At 49.9% G+C, this 18,418-nt stretch carries 18 protein-coding genes; 16 read left to right on the forward strand and 2 right to left on the reverse strand.

Annotated elements, in window-relative coordinates; translation table 11 throughout:
- The first annotated feature begins 48 nt into the window (after nt 1-48).
- The 12 genes from GC101_RS24095 to GC101_RS24150 all read left to right on the forward strand — a co-directional run bounded on the left by GC101_RS24095 (nt 49) and on the right by GC101_RS24150 (nt 11,237).
- Nucleotides 49-1,002 (forward strand): alpha-E domain-containing protein, encoded by a 954-nt coding sequence (locus tag GC101_RS24095; RefSeq protein WP_171719335.1) that lies wholly within the window; start codon nt 49-51, stop codon nt 1,000-1,002.
- Complete coding sequence (locus tag GC101_RS24100; protein WP_039307438.1) at nt 999-1,865, forward strand: transglutaminase family protein; 867 nt, start codon at nt 999-1,001, stop codon at nt 1,863-1,865. Before GC101_RS24095 ends, GC101_RS24100 begins: the two co-directional genes overlap by 4 nt.
- A gap of 184 nt (nt 1,866-2,049) precedes the next feature.
- Entirely contained in the window at nt 2,050-2,859 is an 810-nt protein-coding gene (locus tag GC101_RS24105; RefSeq protein ID WP_042136926.1) for an SDR family oxidoreductase, read from the forward strand.
- 93 nt (nt 2,860-2,952) lie between these two features.
- Nucleotides 2,953-3,549, forward strand: coding sequence for a TetR/AcrR family transcriptional regulator (locus GC101_RS24110; RefSeq protein WP_246354488.1), 597 nt, complete (start codon nt 2,953-2,955; stop codon nt 3,547-3,549).
- Between the two features lie 68 nt (nt 3,550-3,617).
- Nucleotides 3,618-4,451, forward strand: coding sequence for an oxidoreductase (locus GC101_RS24115; RefSeq protein WP_171719336.1), 834 nt, complete (start codon nt 3,618-3,620; stop codon nt 4,449-4,451).
- Nucleotides 4,452-4,507: 56 nt separating this feature from the next.
- Entirely contained in the window at nt 4,508-5,200 is a 693-nt protein-coding gene (locus tag GC101_RS24120) for a Rossmann-fold NAD(P)-binding domain-containing protein (protein ID WP_076244896.1), read from the forward strand.
- 36 nt (nt 5,201-5,236) lie between these two features.
- Complete coding sequence (locus tag GC101_RS24125; RefSeq protein WP_076244898.1) at nt 5,237-5,581, forward strand: DUF1801 domain-containing protein; 345 nt, start codon at nt 5,237-5,239, stop codon at nt 5,579-5,581.
- Between the two features lie 178 nt (nt 5,582-5,759).
- Entirely contained in the window at nt 5,760-6,527 is a 768-nt protein-coding gene (locus GC101_RS24130) for a DUF2087 domain-containing protein (RefSeq protein WP_171719648.1), read from the forward strand.
- Between the two features lie 56 nt (nt 6,528-6,583).
- Complete coding sequence (locus GC101_RS24135) at nt 6,584-6,973, forward strand: GIY-YIG nuclease family protein (RefSeq protein WP_171719337.1); 390 nt, start codon at nt 6,584-6,586, stop codon at nt 6,971-6,973.
- Nucleotides 6,974-7,037: 64 nt separating this feature from the next.
- Complete coding sequence (locus GC101_RS24140; RefSeq protein ID WP_171719338.1) at nt 7,038-7,436, forward strand: DnaJ family domain-containing protein; 399 nt, start codon at nt 7,038-7,040, stop codon at nt 7,434-7,436.
- 540 nt (nt 7,437-7,976) lie between these two features.
- A complete protein-coding gene (gene hrpB / locus GC101_RS24145) occupies nt 7,977-10,469 on the forward strand; it encodes an ATP-dependent helicase HrpB (RefSeq protein WP_171719339.1) in 2,493 nt (830 codons plus the stop codon).
- Nucleotides 10,470-10,580: 111 nt separating this feature from the next.
- Nucleotides 10,581-11,237 (forward strand): general stress protein, encoded by a 657-nt coding sequence (locus GC101_RS24150; protein WP_171719340.1) that lies wholly within the window; start codon nt 10,581-10,583, stop codon nt 11,235-11,237.
- A gap of 141 nt (nt 11,238-11,378) precedes the next feature.
- On the opposite strand, the gene paiA is transcribed toward GC101_RS24150, so the two are convergent.
- Entirely contained in the window at nt 11,379-11,897 is a 519-nt protein-coding gene (gene paiA, locus GC101_RS24155; RefSeq protein WP_171719341.1) for a spermidine/spermine N(1)-acetyltransferase, read from the reverse strand.
- Between the two features lie 347 nt (nt 11,898-12,244).
- Here paiA and GC101_RS24160 point away from each other — a divergent pair, with 347 nt between their 5' ends.
- Together GC101_RS24160 and GC101_RS24165 are read left to right on the forward strand one after the other, a co-directional pair.
- Nucleotides 12,245-12,454, forward strand: a complete 210-nt coding sequence (locus GC101_RS24160; RefSeq protein ID WP_171719342.1) for a hypothetical protein — start codon at nt 12,245-12,247, stop codon at nt 12,452-12,454.
- A gap of 1,316 nt (nt 12,455-13,770) precedes the next feature.
- Nucleotides 13,771-14,130: a replication termination protein gene (locus tag GC101_RS24165; RefSeq protein ID WP_039292873.1), complete on the forward strand. Its 360-nt coding sequence runs from the start codon at nt 13,771-13,773 to the stop codon at nt 14,128-14,130.
- Nucleotides 14,131-14,164: 34 nt separating this feature from the next.
- Here the strand turns inward: GC101_RS24165 and GC101_RS24170 are convergent, their stop codons facing one another.
- Nucleotides 14,165-14,728 (reverse strand): TraR/DksA C4-type zinc finger protein, encoded by a 564-nt coding sequence (locus GC101_RS24170; RefSeq protein ID WP_171719343.1) that lies wholly within the window; start codon nt 14,726-14,728, stop codon nt 14,165-14,167.
- 190 nt (nt 14,729-14,918) lie between these two features.
- Between GC101_RS24170 and GC101_RS24175 the strand changes: the two genes are divergently transcribed.
- Both GC101_RS24175 and GC101_RS24180 read left to right on the forward strand, forming a co-directional pair.
- Nucleotides 14,919-15,302: a DivIVA domain-containing protein gene (locus tag GC101_RS24175; protein WP_042136936.1), complete on the forward strand. Its 384-nt coding sequence runs from the start codon at nt 14,919-14,921 to the stop codon at nt 15,300-15,302.
- A 100-nt stretch (nt 15,303-15,402) separates the two neighbouring features.
- Entirely contained in the window at nt 15,403-18,144 is a 2,742-nt protein-coding gene (locus tag GC101_RS24180; protein ID WP_171719344.1) for a CHASE3 domain-containing protein, read from the forward strand.
- Nucleotides 18,145-18,418 lie beyond the last annotated feature (274 nt).

Consider the following 18,418-nt stretch of genomic DNA (forward strand, 5'->3'; position numbering starts at 1 on the left):
ATTCACCAATAATGCAGCATCAATATGTAAGGTGAAAGGGTGGCTACGATGCTGAATCGCAATGCGGAGGCTTTATTCTGGATTGGCCGGTATATAGAACGGGCCGAGAATCATGCAAGGCTGATCGATGTGCATTATCATATTCAGCAGGAAGAGGATTTCCAGGCGGAGGGCCATAAGTGGTCGAGGCTGATTGATGCGCTTGGTGTCCGGAATGAATATCTGCAGCAGTTCGAGAGCTTCGGCGAGCAGGATGTGCTGTCCTTCATTACACTGGATCTCGGTAATACGAATTCATTATTCTCCTGCGTGCATCAGGCCAGGAACAATCTGCGCACCCTGCGCCAGCATTTGCCCAGTGAGCTGTGGGATATAGCCAACAGCTTCAATCTGTGGCTTGGCGAGCAGTCAGTAGCAGATATTATGAACAGCCCCCACCAGTTCTATCAGCAGATCAAAGAACGCGCCGCCATGTTCCTCGGAGCAGAACAGTCGGTGATGCTTCGCGGCAACGAATGGCATTTCATTGAAAGCGGCCGGTTCCTGGAACGGGCCGAGAATACAACGCGTATTCTTCAGGCAGTAACGGTATCCTGCAAATCGAAGGACATCAATTCGATCTATACGCAGTTGCAAGCGGTGCTGAAATCGGTGAGCGGGTATCAGGCATTCCGCCGGTATTACGCGGATGATATGTCACCGGAGTGCATTTTGGAATTCCTGATTGTAAATCCGCATTTCCCGCGTTCCATAAGATTCTCCTTCCATAAGCTGGAGGAGCATCTGGCTAAGCTGGAGCTGGATAGCTCCGAGAAGGGCTCGGGACATGAGAAGGTCATCCGCCAGGCGGGGAAGATCAAAGCCGAGCTGGACTATATGGAGAAGGAAGAAATGTCCGGTGACTTGGTCGAGGATGTTCTGCAGGCCCTGATGTTATCCTGCCAGAAGCTCGGCAAAACGATGGAGGGTGCATTTTTTCGCCGTGAAGGAGTCTCGGTATGAAGATCCAAATCAATCACACGACAACCTACACTTATTCGGAGCCGGTGACGGACAGTGTCAATGAGGTCAGACTGACGCCGCGCACCAATTACCGCCAATCCTGTTACCATCATGAGGTGGAGGTGCATCCGCCGGCCAATCTGTTGACCTATGAAGATTTCTTCGGCAACCGCGTCCATGCCTATTCAGTGAACAAGCCGCATACCGAGATGGTGATTCATACCAAAGCGACGGTGGTGACGCTTGACAAGGCCCAGGGTGCGGACCTGCCGCATATCCCGCTGGAGGAGCAGGTAAAGCTGCTTAATGACGAGAAGTTCCAGAACCGGTATGTGGAGTTTATTCTGCCGACAAGGTATACCGAGGTGACACCTGAGCTGGTGGAGTTTGCTTCACAGCATCCTTTTGAGGAAGCCGAGGATATGTATGAGTGGACCAAGAAGCTCTCCTCAACGATCTATGAACAGTTCACGTATGACCCTGAAGCGACCAGCGTAAACACAACGGTCAAAAAAGCGCTGAAGCTCAAACGCGGGGTCTGTCAGGATTATGCGCATCTGATGATTGCCGTCTGCCGCAGTGTAGGGCTGCCGTCGCGTTACGTGAGCGGGTATCATTTTGTCGGCGATCTGCAGGGAGGCAATGCTAATTTCGAGCAGGCCTCGCATGCCTGGGTAGAGACCCACATTCCGGGAACGGGCTGGCTGGGCTTCGATCCGACTAATAATGTTGAAGTCAGCTGGCGGTATATCAAGCTTGGACATGGACGGGATTACAAGGATATTGTTCCGGTCAAAGGCGTCTACCGAGGGGTAGCGGGCACCCTTACTGTTAAAGTGGATGTCCGGCGGCTGGATAATTAAAGACAACAGGCGGGGCCTCACAATGGTGGGGTCCTTTCTTATTGTGATTGTGTGATTAACCTGTGCAAGTTGCACAAGTTTTGTGCAATTTTTGCATAAAATGATTATAATCCAGGCTCAAATGGGTAATCTTGAAACAGAGCCATTCACATGAAGATGGACGATACGGAAGGAGAGTGTACATATGAGCCCAAATATAGCTAAAAAACAGCGTTTTCTCGGGAAAACAGCCATAATTACAGGTGCGGGCTCGGGGATCGGCAGAGCGGCTGCGATTCAGATGGCACGCGAAGGTGCGAATGTGGCCTTATTCGATCTGGTGAATGAACGTACCTCGATCCTGGAGCAGAAGCTGAACAAGCTGCGCAAAGACTGCGCATTAGCCATTGATGTGGATACTTCGGATGCCGTCCGGATGGAAGAAGCGGTGCGCAGGACAGTTGAGCATTTCGGTGGGCTGGATATTGTCTTCGCGAATGCCGGCATTAACGGAGCAGTCGGTCCGATTGAGGAGCTGAGCCTGAGTGATTGGGAGAAAACCATTTCAGTTAATCTGACCGGTACCTTCCTGACGCTGAAATACAGTATTCCCCACCTGAAGGAAAAAGGCAAAGGCAGCATCATTATCACCAGCTCGATTAACGGCAACAGCAGATTCGCCAGCTTCGGCTGGTCACCATACAGTACTACCAAGGCAGGCCAAGTGGCGTTTGCGAAGATGGCCGCACTGGAGCTGGCCAAGTTCAAAATCCGCGTGAATGTCATTTGCCCGGGAGCAATATCCACGAATATCGATGAAAGCACAGAGTTCAATGAGGATGTGGAATCGATTGTGATTCCGATTGAATTCCCCGAAGGTGCACAGCCGCTCGCAGACGGTCCGGGTAAACCTGAGAATGTGGCTGATCTGGTGGCGTTCCTGGCCTCGGATGAGTCGATCCACATTACCGGTGCACAGATTGTTATTGATGGAGCGGAGTCATTATTATCTTGAGTAGCTTGTATAAATAGATTGTAGAAAATAACCTTGTCCCAAGATCCGCATGATCTGGACAGGGTTATTTTATGCCGGCTTGACGATAATCGAATGATCGTTTATTATAGCCTCATGAGACATAAAGATGAGAATAAAAGTGAAGCTATTTTTCAGGCAACCCTGGAGCTGTTGAATGAGATCGGATTCTCCGACACTTCAATGTCCAAGATTGCGAAGCGTGCCCAGGTGTCACCGTCAACAATTTACGTTTATTTTGCGAATAAGGAGGACATGCTCGGCAAGCTGTATACCCGTGTGAAAGAGAAGATGAGCCTGAATATGGTACACGGACTTGAGGCCGATCAGCCGGTGCAGCAGGGAATGGCGGTTATGATGAGGAATCTGCGTGATTTCTTACTGGAGAACCGGGATTATTTCCTGTTCCTGGAGCAGTTCAGCAATTCTCCGCTGCTTGCGAAATTATGCCTTGATGAGAGTATGGCGCTGATGTTCAAGCCCCTGCATGATTATATCGGGCGCGGGAAGCAGCAGGGCGTGCTGAAGCAGCTTGACGCCAGTCTGCTGTTGACCTATTGTTATTTCCCTGTCACCGCCCTGGCCAAGGAGCATTTCAAAGGAAACGGCGAATTTAACGAGGACAGGCTTTCGGAGATTATCAAGCTTAGCTGGGATGCGATTAAGGCTTGATGATTTCTTTTTTTGATTATAAAAGAACGAACGATCGTTTAATAAATAAGAGAAAGAGGTTAAAGGATATGTCAAAAGTATGGTTCATTACCGGAAGCTCGCGCGGATTAGGCCGTGCCCTTGCTGAGGCTGTATTGGCTAATGGGGATAAACTTGTGGCTACGGCCCGCAATCCGCAGCAGCTTGCGGATCTGGAAGAACGTTACGGCGGGCAAATATTCGCGGTTACACTGGATGTGACTGATCCGGGGGAGACAGAGGCGGCTATCGCAGCTGCAGTTGAACGGTTCGGGCGTCTGGACGTTGTTGTAAATAATGCGGGATATGGTAATATCTCTGCAATCGAAGAGACTTCTCTGGATGATTTCCGGGCACAGATGGAGACAAATCTATGGGGGGTCATCCATGTCACCAAGGCAGCGCTGCCTGTTCTGCGAGAGCAGGGAAGCGGGCATTTTCTGCAGATATCCTCTATCGGCGGACGTGCAGGGGCTCCGGGACTCGCGGCGTATCAATCGGCAAAATGGGGGGTGGAGGGCTTCTCGGAAGTACTCGCCAAAGAGGCTGCCCCGCTGGGAATCAAGGTAACTATTGTTGAACCGGGGGGATTCCGCACAGACTGGGCGAGGCCTTCCATGAGTCATGTAGAACCCGGAGAACCGTATAAGGACACAGTAGGTCAACTGCTGAAGCATGTACGGAGCCGCACAGGACAAGAACCCGGAGATCCGGCCAGAGCGGCGCAGGCAATGCTGGCGATTGTGGAAAAGGCCCATCCGCCGCTCCGTCTGCTGTTGGGCAGTGATGCTGTAGGGATGGCCAAGGAGATCGATCAGGCCAAGCTGGCCGAAACCTTACGCTGGGAGGCGCTTAGCACTTCTGCAGATTTTGCCGCGGATTGATAAGATATGACGCAGAGCGGTTAGAGCTAATAGTTACACAGAAAGCAGGCGAATATATGAGATCATCCCAACCTGTAACAGCAGGAGGCAAAATCCGTACAATAATTACCGGTTCTACCGGTATGGTGGGTGAAGGCGTGCTGCATGAATGCCTTACGCATCCTCAGGTGGAACAGATACTGCTGATCAACCGTCGTCCCTCCGGCATTTCGCATCCTAAAGTAACCGAAATAATCCATGAGAATTTCTATGATCTCAGCAGCATCAGCGGGAAACTTGCGGGCTATAATGCTTGTTACTTCTGCCTAGGGGTATCATCGGTCGGGTTGAAGGAAGAGGAATACCGCAGGCTGACCTATGATCTTACGATGCATGTTGCCCGGCAGCTGTCTGCCGTGAATCCGGACATGGTCTTCTGCTATGTGACCGGATCGGGAACGGATAGTACAGAACAAGGGCGCAGTATGTGGGCAAGAGTGAAGGGCAAGACGGAGAATGATCTGCGCAAGCTGCCGTTCCGGGGAACCTACTTCTTTCGTCCGGGGTTTATCCGGCCTACTCCGGGCTTGACCCGCACACATAAATATTATTATGCTATTGGATGGATGTACCCCGTGCTTCGCGCCTTATTTCCGGGGTATGCTGTAACTCTGCAGGAAATGGGACTGGCCATGATTCATATTGTGAGCCGGGGCCATGACCGTGATATTGTGGAGAACCGGGATATTGCTGCTATAGCCAAACCGTAAGACCCTGCATCACATCCTCCAGAAAAAGGTGATTCCATGAACGAAGAGGTTACAAATTTCATTGCTCAAATCAAAGTACCCTGGCAAGCGGAGATATGCTCTAAGTTGCGTCAAGTGATTCACGAAACGGTCCCTGACGTGACGGAACGGATTCAGTATGGCAAACCGCATTTTCTCAAAAACGGGAAATATGCAGCTGTAATCTCCACCGCCAAAGGCTGGGTAAGCTTCTCTATATTCAATGCAGCAGCGCTGGAGGTACCTGAAGGGCAATTCGAAGCGGGAAGCGGAGACCGTCTGACAACCAAGCTAACGGAGGGCAAGACTGTCGATTATGAACTGCTGTCCTCCTTGCTGAAGCAAGCCTCGGATTCACTATAGAACGGTTAATCAAATAACCACAGCCTGTTTCCAGAGACACTGCCATGATTGGCGGTGTTTTTGTTCTTTAAAAAACAATCTAATTAGATGGTTGTAAAATAACAAACGTAATGATATTATGTCTATATAAAAACAAACAAAGAATGTGGTGATCTAGTTGTCGGAAGGAAATGAAGCGATCCGGATTTCGGAGAAATTCTGGAATGCTTCTATTGCAGAATTGAAGAAGGGCTACACGTGTGAAGGTGACGGACACCTGGCTGTGTTCCATTGTCTGGTCTGCGGTGAGCAGTTCGAGAAGGGTATTATTTATAAGGATGGGGACAAATTCTATGAAGCTGAGAGGTTCGCAGCCCTGCATGTAGAGAGCACGCATGGGGGGATGTTCACTTGGCTGCTTACGCTGGATAAGAAGCTGACCGGATTAACGGAGCTGCAGAAGGGTCTGCTGCAGGCCTTCCGTCAAAGTCTCAGTGACGCTGAGGCTGCCAAAGAGCTGGGAATCGGCAGCACGTCCACCGTCCGCAATCACCGGTTCACCCTTAGGGAGAAGGTGAAGCAGGCTAGGCTGTTCCTGGCTGTAATGGAGCTGGCCGAAGAGAAGCCGGGGGCTTCATCCCCTTTTGTCAGTATTCCGCGTACGGCTGTGATGGTTGATGAACGGTTCGCCATTACTGAACAGGAGAATAGCGAGATCTTGGGTGCCTATTTCAAACAGGGCCTGGACGGCCCTTTATCAGAGTTCCCGAAGAAACAGAAACGCAAAGCGGCAATTCTGCGGCATTTGATCCAGCGTTTCGAGACGGGACGCCAGTACAGTGAGAAAGAAATTAACGCCGTGCTGGAATCGGCTTATTCCGATTATGTGACGCTGCGGCGCTACCTGATCGATTACGGACTGCTGAACCGCGAAGAGGACGGAAGCAGCTACTGGGTGAAATTATAGCGGTAGCTAATGCAAGAATAGATAGGCTAACGCAGATAAGAAGGAGAGACAAGAAAATGGACAAATCAAGACGCAAAGAGCTGGGATATAATTATGCGCACTCGCACAGGCCGATGGGGGTATACAGAATTGTAAACACCGGCAATGACAAAGCGTATGTAGGAAGCAGCCTGAATCTCGACGGAGTCTGGAACAAGCATAAGTTCATGCTGGATATCAACAACCACGACAACAAGGAGCTGCAGGCCGATTGGAATAAATATGGTGAGGCCGGATTCCGTTTTGAGGTATTGGAGCAGATTAAGCCTGAAGAAGATTTCGTGGCAGATGTACAGGAACTGAAGAAATACCGCAAAATGCTGCCGGAGCTGGAGACCAAATGGCTGGAGCAGCTATCTCCTTACGGGGAACGGGGTTATCATAAGGAGAAGGTAAACCGGGAATGAATTTCATTAGTGCCTGTGCTAAAATAAGGGCAAACAGCAGGTGCTGGCGAATGGAGCGGTGTGTATGGCTATATTATCTTGGCTTGCAGAACAGAGAATTCAGGAGGCCATGCGCAGCGGGGAGTTTGCTAATCTGCCGGGGCATGGCAAGCCGCTGGAACTGGAGGATCTCTCGGGAGTGCCTGAGGATCTGCGGATGTCCTACAAGATCATGAAGAATGCAGGGCTGCTGCCCGAAGAAGTCTCTCTGCGTGCGGAGTGTGTAACCCTGGAAGAATTGCTGGCCGCCTGCCATCGCAGCGGGAACAGCGATAGCGGCGAACGCAAGGAGCTGGAATCCAGGCTGTCCCTCAAGCGCCTGCGTCTGCAGGTTCTGCTGCAGGAGCGCGGATTGGACGGCAGTGCGGCTTATATGGAATACGGCGATAAGATCCGGCAGCACCTTGAAGGAATGGACGAGTAGGGAATATGTAGGAGCAGCCTCCGGTTTGAAGAACTGGGGGCTGTTTCTCTGTGTACATAGGTGGAGCTTAAAATATACATAGTCTGTACAGCAGAGGGTTGTACCGTGAGCTCTTATAGTGCAGACAATAATACAGAGCGTTAGCAGATAGTTGTATTTCCTGCAGTTAAAAGACGGAGATGAAGCGGATGATCCGGGATAAATGCATTCTGTACAACTAAAAATAGGAGAATTGTTCTTTTACGGCATAAGAGAATTTAATAAGTGTAGAGAGTGCAATTAAACCGGCTCTAAGGCAGAAATAGCCCGTTATAGTTGTACAAATTACAGTTAAAACTTGAGCCAGAGTCTCCGGTAAAGGACAACCTCCAATTCAAACAAGCCGTCATGTGTGAGTCCGCAGGCAGTTTATAATCTTAATTTGAGCTGAACTCCTTGATATCCGGGACGGTTTCGCCCATGATAATGAAATGGATATAGCTGATTAAAGTATGTTAATTCCAATTATACCTAATTTGTAGCGGATGATGGAGAGATGAAATGAAGCAGCTTCCAATTATGCAGGTGCTCCCTGACCTGAAAAGAATACTTACAGATACTACTGCGGCAATACTGATCGCCGAGCCGGGAGCGGGTAAGACCACAGGGACGCCTCCGGCTTTTTTGGACGAGCCTTGGCTGGCCGGAAAAACCATTCTCATGCTGGAGCCCAGACGTCTGGCAGCCCGCTCGGCGGCGGCTTATATGGCTTCCTGTCTCGGGGAAAGTGTCGGTCAGACGGTCGGATACCGGATGCGGATGGATACCAGGGTCGGCAGGAATACGCGTATTGTTGTTGTTACAGAAGGCGTACTAACTAGAATGCTGCAAAGCGATCCTGCACTTGGTGATGTCGGACTCGTGATTTTCGATGAATTTCATGAGCGGAGCCTGCATGCTGATCTGGGGCTGGCGCTGACGCTCGAAGCGCAGAGTGTGCTGAGGGAGGATCTGCGCATTCTGGTGATGTCGGCGACACTGGATGGTGAGCGGGTATCGGCTCTGCTTGGCGGGGCGCCGGTAGTCAATTGTCCGGGACGGACGTATCCGGTTGAAACGGTGTATGTACCGGGCCCCGACAAGATCTATCCCGAGATAGCGGCGGCGGCTGCCGTGCGCCGGGCACTTGCCGAGCAGCCGGGGGATGTACTGGTCTTCCTGCCGGGCGAACGGGAGATCCGCCGGACGGAGCAGGAGCTGGCCTCCGGAGGTCTTCCGGAGGGAACTGTGCTGCGTCCGCTCTACGGTCAGCTGCCGCAGCAGATGCAGGATGCAGCGGTCGCAGCGGCTGTACCGGGAGAACGCAAGGTCGTTCTGGCGACATCCATCGCTGAGACCAGTCTGACGATTGAAGGTGTGCGCACGGTGATTGACACGGGTCTAAGACGGACCCAGGTATTCTCTCCGCGCACCGGCATGCCGCGGCTGACCACGGTGCCGGTCTCGAAGGCCTCGGCGGATCAGCGGCGCGGCCGGGCCGGCCGCACGGCGCCGGGCGTGTGCTACCGGCTATGGAGCCGTGAGGAGCATGACCGCCTTCCGGACGATAACGTACCGGAGATTATGGAGACCGACCTGGCGCAGCTTGCCCTGGAGCTGGCGCTGTGGGGCGTGCCGGAGCCCGGAGCGCTCGCCTGGCTCGATGCGCCGCCTGCCGCGCCTTACGCGCAGGCCACGGCGCTGCTGCGCCAGCTCGGCGCGCTGGACGCCGGCGGCGCCATTACGCCGCACGGCCGCAGCATGGCCGCGCTCGGCGCGCACCCGCGCATCGCGCACATGCTGCTGCGCGCGGCAGACCTAGCAGCGGCGCCGCTCGCGGCACTGCTCGCGGCGCTGCTGCAGGAGCGGGACCTTTTCAAGGGTCCCGCGGCACTAAGCAGCGACCTCACGCTGCGCGTGGAGGCGCTGCTCGGGTCCGGAAGCTCCGCTGCCGGCGGCGGAGCGGACCCGGCGATCTTGCGCGCGGTGCAGCGCGAGAGCCGGAACTTCCTGGCGCAGCTGCAGGCAGCGCCGGGCGGACCGCCTGACAACATCAGCCTCAGCGGGCTGCTGTTGTCGTTCGCCTATCCCGACCGCATCGGGCAAAAACGCGGCGATGGCGCGTTTCTCCTCTCCGGCGGCCGGGGGGCGGCGATGCGCGAGGGCCAGCCGCTGGCGCGCTCGCCCTATATTGTGGCGCCCGGCGTGGATGACCGTGCCGGGCAGAGCCGGATCATGCTTGCCGCAGAGCTCTCCGAGCAGGATCTGCTGAAGCATCATGCGGACAGCCTTCTTGAAGAGCGCGAAGTCTACTGGGACAGCGAGAGCGGAAGCGTGAAGGCGCGCAGAGTAACCCGGCTGGGCGCACTCATCCTGAAGGAGACGACGCATGAACGCGCAACCGCAGAAGAGACGGAACACGTACTGCTGAAAGTGATTGCTGCAGAAGGGCTGGAACGGCTGCCGTGGGACAAGGGAACTATCCAGCTTCGCCAGCGGATGGGCTTCCTTCATGCCTTGCGGGCGGACTTTCCGGATATGTCCGATGCTGCGCTATGCGATACCCTGGACGAGTGGCTGGCCCCGTATATCCATGGAATGCGCAATCTGCGCGATCTGCAGCGTGTGAATCTGACGCAGGCTTTGGAGAATATGCTGGACTGGAACAGCAGGCAGACGCTGAATAGAGAAGCGCCCACACATATTACCGTGCCTAGCGGGTCGCGTATTCCACTGGATTACAGCAATCCGGGATCTCCGGTATTGGCCGTGAGGCTGCAGGAAATGTTCGGGCAGACCGATACGCCGAGGATTGGCGGAGGGAAGATTCCGGTGCTGCTGCATCTGTTGTCTCCGGCCAGAAGACCGATGCAGGTGACCTCAGACCTGGCCAGCTTCTGGCAGGGCACTTATTTTGAGGTCAAAAAAGATTTGAAAGGCCGCTACCCCAAGCACTACTGGCCGGATGATCCGCTGCAGGCTATTCCAACCAACCGCACCCGTCCGTCGAAATAAACATTTTTGCATATTAACGCAAATTAGCCCGCAAAGAATTGGAATCGCTGTTTGGCACACCTGTGAACGGGTAATACAATAGCGAACGACAATTTCGAAGGAGGGCTTCAAGTGACAGATAAAATCGTAGGTGTATTCGATACAGAACAAGAAGCGACCAGAGCAATTGAAAGTTTACAGAGTCAAGGGTTCACTAACGACGATATTTCAGTAATTACACGGGATCGTGATGATTTAAAAAGCATTTCCGAGGATACAGGAACGATGGCGCCGGAAGGCGTAGCAACAGGAGCGGCAACCGGGGGCGTAGTCGGCGGAATCACCGGATTACTTGCAGGAATCGGCGCACTCGCTATCCCGGGGATAGGACCGATCCTTGCAGCAGGTCCCATTGTAGCCACTTTAACAGGTGCTGCAATCGGCGCAGGTGCAGGCGGACTCGTGGGCGGATTAATCGGACTCGGCATTCCGGAGGATGAAGCGCGTGATTACGAAGGATACGTGGACAGCGGCAAAATCCTCGTCCTCGTTGACGACAACGGTCGCGGCAGGGATATCCATAATGTTTTCCGGGGCAACCGTTCCCTTAATGCAAGCCGTTACGACAGCCTCTATGCAGACAATACCGTAAACAGCACGCTGGCAGACCGCGGACCTACGAATCCCGATATTATTCCTGAGGATACGAGGGTCGGTAACACGCTGGGCAACAGAGGTGCGATGAACGCCGACAGCGATCCGGATCTCTATAACCGCGACAAATTCTAAATGAGCAAATTGGCCTGAACATGATCATAAATGATGAATGAAAGTAAGGACTGCCTATCAGGAGATGTTGGCCTGAGGCAGTCCTTATTGCTTTTATCCAGAGGTTACCTTTTTGCAGAGTAAGGCCATGTCAGGGTTAAGCTAAATAAGCTTTTTCGTCATTATATAATCCGTCTGTTCCTCATCGCCCATATAGAAAGAGTGCGTCCCCGTCTGGACAAACCCCATTTTTGTATAAAAAGCAATCGCACTCCCGTTTCGTTCCCACACGCCGAGCCAAATTTTCTCGATATTCCGCTCTACCGCAATTGCTATGGCTTTATTTATCAGATATTTTCCAAGTCCCTGTTTGTGAAAGGGTCTCCTGATATAGATCCGCTCAATTTCAAGCGAATGGTTACCCATATATTCAGATTGGGCCTCATTCGTGTTTACCTTCAAGTACCCGGCAAGCTCCCCTTTAGAATAGATGAAATAGAATTCAGAAGCGGTATTAGATAACTCGATATTTAATTGCTCCAGGTTAAAAGCTTTCTCTAAATAGGCTTGCATAACTTCCGCAGAATTTTGATGCTCAAATGTATCCCTGAAGGTCTCAACACTAATTTCTTGAAGTAAGCCCAAATCGCCGGGCGAGCATTTTGTTATAGTTATACTCATTTATGATTCCTCCTTATCTCAAACATTCTTCCGTTATTATAACTACCCTGTATAACCTGAACTTCAGAGACTAACGACACTGACTAAAATCCTGCACGAAATACATCATTTCCGGCAGAATATCGAGTATATTCGAAAATTGTTGTAGAAAAAGCAGCATTTCCCTGTGTTTGAGCCGCTATGCGTGGTCGATTCTTGTATTTCATACAACAATCCTTACGAATTACCTTGGATCAATACATATAGGTTGCAATTTGTACAACATTGAGGACTTGTTCGGTTCGGGTAATCTTGCCGTGTCTGCTGCAGCCCGCAATATTATTTCACAGGGGGTAAAAAAATAGTACATGATTTATGTTGCATTTACAACAATAAATCCTGTAGAGAGAAGTGAAATTTCAATACATGAAAAATTCACATTAGAAACTCCAGCATTAAAAAGAAGTAAAGTAACAAACAAAGAAAGAAACAAAGAATACAAACAGACAAGGGAAGCAGACGAGAAAGACATACAAAGAAAATCCGATGAGAAAAACACACAAACTAAAACCGGCTAAGTAACACACAAACAAAAACTGACCAAAAAAGCACACAAACAAAAACAAATGAAATAAAAGGAAGGACGGAATCAGATGGATAAAACAATTCAATATAGAGCAGCAGAAGAGCAGCAGAGGATCAATAAAAGAGCAACAACAGAGCAACAAAAGAGGAATAGAAGACCAATAGAAGACCAATAGAAGACCAATAGAAGACCAAGAAAAGAGGGGCAGAAGACCAAGAAAAACAGACCAAGAACACACACAAACTAAACCCGGCTAATTAAAACACAAAAATAAAAACCGACCAAAATAGCACATAGACAAAAACAAATGAAATAAAAGAAGGACGAAATCAGATGGATAAAATAACTCAATGTAGACCAGCAGAAGACCAGTGGTAGACCAGTAGTAGACCAACAGAAGACCAGCAGAAGACCAGTGGTAGACCAGTAGTAGACCAACAGAACACCAGCAGAAGACCAGCAGAAGACCAACAGAACACCAGTAGAAGATCAACAGAAGACCAAAGAACAAACCAAAAATCCTGTTGATATAATATCACTATGTGAAAAATTCATAATAGTTTGATAAAATTAAACAAACTCAACATCTATATTTACTTTTTTAGATGCTCAATAATAGATCACTATAAATAAACTCCCAAATGAAAAAATCATAATGAATAAGTCCAGTCAGTAGGGGATCAAGATGGAACTGACCAATTGTATATTTCGTCACCCTGATTTTGGCGGTCTCTTCATGACTAATCCACATGTAATGCGGACTGAGATTCCGCTAACCTGTTAATTCTGGCTAAATACAGGGGGATGCGGACTGAGATTCCGTTAAGCATTCTGAAATGCCCCGATTTACACTCAAATGAACAAGATAACGGAATCTCAGTCCGTTTCAGCCTTATAAAGTGGGTTTTCAGCGAAATAACGATTTCTCAGTCCGCTTGAGCAAGCAAGGGCAATTGGCCGCACTGACCCCAGACATTCTGCGAATTCAACACATGAAAAATTCACAATAGCAATACAAAAAAATACCACCGCGTACCTACCTACCCATATTCCTTAAACCAAACTAGCCACGTACCTATCAAACTTTTCGAACCGGAAAAAGGAACCTTTAATTCAAACCCTTCCGATATCCTGAATTTTTACTTGGGCATTACTTGTTGTGAATGATGGGAAATAGGGCTTATACTAGGGATACAAGTAAGTTAAAACAAACTGTAAACAACCCTATCAAAGAAATCATATCAAACAAATCTATCAAACAATCCATATCAAACAATCCATATCAAAAAAACACCCAGGAGGTGTCCTATGGCGTTTATGATTGCCCAGCGGGCGTTTATAAAGGTATATCTGATTACGATGGTGGAACAGCACAAAGGGTACGGTTATCAGATGCTGGAGGATCTGCGGAGGGATTTCAAAGCGTATGGGTATTCTCCTCCCCAAAGTGAAATTTACCGGGCGCTGCATGAATTAGTGCAGCAGGGGATACTTTACCGCACGAAGCAGCTAAAGGGCAGTGATCCCAAAGTCGATTTTCAGGAGATTGTCCTATACCATTTCACTGCTGACGGGGAGGAGAAGGCCAAGCTGTACAAAAAACAGGTGAAGACTGATCTGGACCGCTGTCTGGGGATACTGAATAAGGCAGTAGCAGACAACTTCTGAAGCTAATCTATTGATCCGTCATTCCGCCCGTAGCTCAGGAATCCTCTTCTTCAGTATCCTGACCCGGAGGGGTGACAGGTGAGCTTGCACTGCCGTAATCCTCGACAGCTTCCCATGCTCCGGCGTCATCGAATCTCCCGCTATGCTCCTGCCGTCCCTGGCCCGCGCCGGAAGGCGGCGGAGTCATGACTTCTTCTTCCACGGGACGCACGTCTGAATTCCGGCTGGACGGTGCATACTCAACGGCGTAACGGGTGTAGGGGATGGCTTCAAGACGTTCATAAGGAATCTCTTGCTTGCTGATTTCACAGATTCCATAAGTACCGTCTTCGATCCGCTGAAGGGCAGCTTCGATATCGGTTAATTCTTCGGATAGTGAAGTGTTGATGGACAGGTCGCGGCTGCGTTCAAACGTTTCGGTTCCTGTATCGGCAGGGTGGTTATCGACAGAAGAGAGTTCTCCCGTAGAGAGTGTGAGTGAATCGCCCAGCAGGCTGTCTTCAGCCCCATTGCTGGAGAAATGCTGTTCCAGTTCTGTTCTGCGCTCCTCAAGTAGCTGCTGGAGCTTAGTCAACTCTGATTTTGTTAAGTGGCTCATCGGGTCATCTTCCTTTCGGGTGTACGTAGTGGTTATACTGTTGTAATCTTTCCTTACCCTATTGTCCCAGAGTGCAATCAGCAGGCTCCGTTCTGCTGAAATGCAACTTTAGTGATGTTTTCAGGTTGCTTTCACCCTGTTATAATAATTACTGCCGGATGAATGCAGCATAACTTTGGAGGTTACTTAAATGGACGAACATATGAAACGCCGGTTGGACAAGCAAAGAAAGCTGTTCAGCCAGCTCGGAATTACTCTGGATGCACTTACTATTCATGAGAAGGAATTCAGCATGAAGCTTCGCGGTTACGATGCCGAGGAAGTGGATACGTTTCTGGATAGTGTAATTAAGGATTATGAGCGGTTCTATGCTACCATTGCCGATCTGATGGACAAGTGGCAGGAGCAGCAGATTGAAATGAAGGAGTTGAAGGCCGAGACCAAGGCAGCAACAGCACCTGCTCCGGTTATCAAAGGGATCGATCCGCTGGATTTGGAAGAAATTATTATTAAACTGGAAGCCAATGTACGGCAGCTCAAGGACAGATTACCGCGCACAGAAGGATATTTGTAGGGCTGCACACCGGGAAACCGGTCTACTTGTTAACCTTCACTCCAGCCTTTACAATTATAGGGAATGCAGTATATTATAACGCAAGATGGGGGTTGGACCATTGCCGGAGAAGCATGCGTGGAGCTTGAAGATCCGTGGCAAAATCGCACTTGGATATGTCATCATTTTATTAATGCTGGGACTGTTTCTGGTTATCGTCTCCAACAGGATTACCAGCCTGGAGAAAGAAACCGTGTTTCTGAGTGACCATGATATCGAGGTTCATGAACTTACATATCAAATTGAAAAAAATGTACTGGATATGGAGACCGGGCAAAGGGGATACGCCCTTACCGGGGACGAGTCTTACCTGGAGCCATATAACAACGGTCTTGTAGAGTGGCGGATTAATTTCGCGAAGCTAAACGGTCTGATTATAGATAATCCGGAGCAAGTGGGGAACCTGAATAACATTTCAGATAATATTGAGAAATGGATCGATGAGGCCGGCCAATATGTGGTTGATCTGAAGCGGAATGGCCAGAATGAGACTGTAAGTGCTTTTTTTCGCAATGACGCAGGTAAAATTGTAATCGATGCGATTCGCTCGCAATCCGATTACTTCCGCGATATTGAACGCACGCTTACCAATGAGCGTATAAGCAATCTTAAAGACAGCAACCATAAGCTGCTCATTACGATGTACATTCTTTGGGGTCTCGTTGCCTTATTAGCCTCACTCATTACCTATCTGCTCTCAGCCAGCATTGTGAATCCTTTGCACAGTGTGATCCGGGCCATTAACGAAATAGCCAGCGGAGGGAATAAGTCAGAGCGAATCAAAGTGAAGACGTTCGACGAGATCTATGAATTGGGAGAAGCGACCAATGGCCTGCTGGACACTGTGCAGCGGGATCAGTGGAACAGTGAACAGCTTACTTCGATGTCCATTGCACTGCAGGAAACGACGGATATGGCTGCTTTGTGCCGGATCTTTATCAACCGCCTGTCGCTGATGCTGGAAATGCAGTACGCCACTATATTTGTGCTTAACCGGGATGAGCTTTTTGAGCGGATGTACTCCTATGCTGGAGCCGAGAACAAAGAAGCCCGTTTAAGCGGAGATCTCGTTCAGCCTGGAGCGGGTTTGATTGGCCAGTGCGCATTGGATCAGCGGGTTAACATTATCGAGCATCTGCCGGAGGATTATGTTTATATCTCTTCCGGGCTGGGCAGGACGGCTCCGCGGTTTGCGGTTATTGCTCCGATTGTTTTTGAGAACAAGACGGTAGCGGTGCTGGAGGTTGCTGCGCTTACCCGGTGGGCGCCTTATCATTTCGAGCTGCTGAATGAATTGCTGCAAATGATGGGCGTGACCGTCAATTCCGTGATGACCCGGATGGAGATTCAGAAGCTCCTGCATGATTCACAGGTTATGAATGAAGAACTGCAGGTGCAATCCGAAGAGCTGCAGGTGCAGTCGGAGGAGCTTCAGGTACAGACTGAGGAGCTGCAGAACCAGACCAGTGAATTGCTGACAGTGAATAAGGAGCTTGAGGATCAGAAGTCTGTGGCAGAGAACGCAGCAATAGAGCTGGAGCGGTACAATGAACAGCTTGAGCTAAGCTCCCGCTATAAATCGGAGTTTCTGGCCAATATGTCACACGAACTGCGCACACCGCTCAATAGCATGCTGATTCTCTCACAGCTGCTTACGGAGAACCGCAATCATACATTGACAGAAGAAGAACAGGGGTACGCCTCTGTGATTTACAATTCCGGCAGTGATTTGCTGAGTATGATTAATGATATTCTTGATCTCTCCAAGGTGGAGGCCGGCAAAATGCTGGTGGAAATGGATGCCGTTAATCTTACAGAGCTGCCGTCCCTGCTGCAGGGTTATTTCGGTAAGCTCGCTGAGGGAAGGAATTTAGAATTTGAGGTGAACATTGGCGCGGGGGTTCCTGATCTGTTCTTCACCGATGAAATGAGGATGCACCAGATCCTGCGTAATCTGCTATCCAATGCATTCAAATTCACACAGCATGGTTCAGTCTCTGTCGATGTCCACAAGCTGGATTCCTACTCGGATATGAATTACGCCTTGAATGAATCCTTACTGTCCTTTGCTGTAAAAGATACGGGTATCGGCATTTCGGCGGAGAACCGCGAACTGATCTTTGAGGCCTTCCGTCAGGCTGACGGGACGACTGCGCGCAGATTCGGAGGAACCGGATTAGGGCTATCCATCTCGCTACAGTTGGCTAAGCTGCTGGGCGGACATATCAGTCTGGAGAGTGAAGAGGGTGCAGGCAGCACGTTCACGCTCTATCTTCCATGCCGTGAGCTGGACAGCGGGGAAGAGCCAGATAGCCTCCTGGGGCAGACCCAGGCTGCAGCAGCGTCTGAACAGGCAGAGTCTGCCGGGCGTGAGACGCAGGTTAACAGCAAGGATTTACTGTTTGAAAAGGAGTTCCAGAAGCTTCAGGGCAGAACTGTGCTGATTGTAGATGATGATGCACGTAATATTTTTGCACTGCAGAAGGGCCTGGAGCCTTATGAAATGAATATCCTCACTGCCCAGACAGGTTACGAGTGTCTGCAGATGGTCAGAGAACAGCCTGACTTGGATATTGTATTGCTTGACATCATGATGCCGAATCTCGATGGCTACGATACCTTATCGATTATCCGGGAGGAACTATTACTCACAGAGCTTCCGATCATTGCGATTTCAGCCAAGACTATGAAGGAAGACCGTGAACGGTGTCTGACTGCAGGAGCATCAGATTTCATAAGCAAACCTGTAGTAATGAAAGATGTAGTCACCCGGATGTGCCGGTGGATACAGGAACGGGCTTAATAAAGCATACAACTGAAGAGTCAGGCAAGAACTCCTTCTAGAGAGCTCTGTCTGACTCTTTTTTATACGAAATTAAGGGATTATTATGCATAAATACTGAATAATGGTGCAGACTACAACGATACAGCCAGACCGGCAGGGGCAAAACTTGACTTTTCGAAAAAGCCATTGACGGAATACAAGGTATGATTTATTATGAGATCATAAATGATCATTTATATGCAAGTGGCGTGTTACCTTAATAGGGCATGAGCCAAGATCTGATCTCATTCGT

This window comes from Paenibacillus phytohabitans (genome assembly GCF_013141775.1).
Taxonomy (GTDB): Bacteria; Bacillota; Bacilli; order Paenibacillales; family Paenibacillaceae; genus Paenibacillus_AQ; species Paenibacillus_AQ phytohabitans.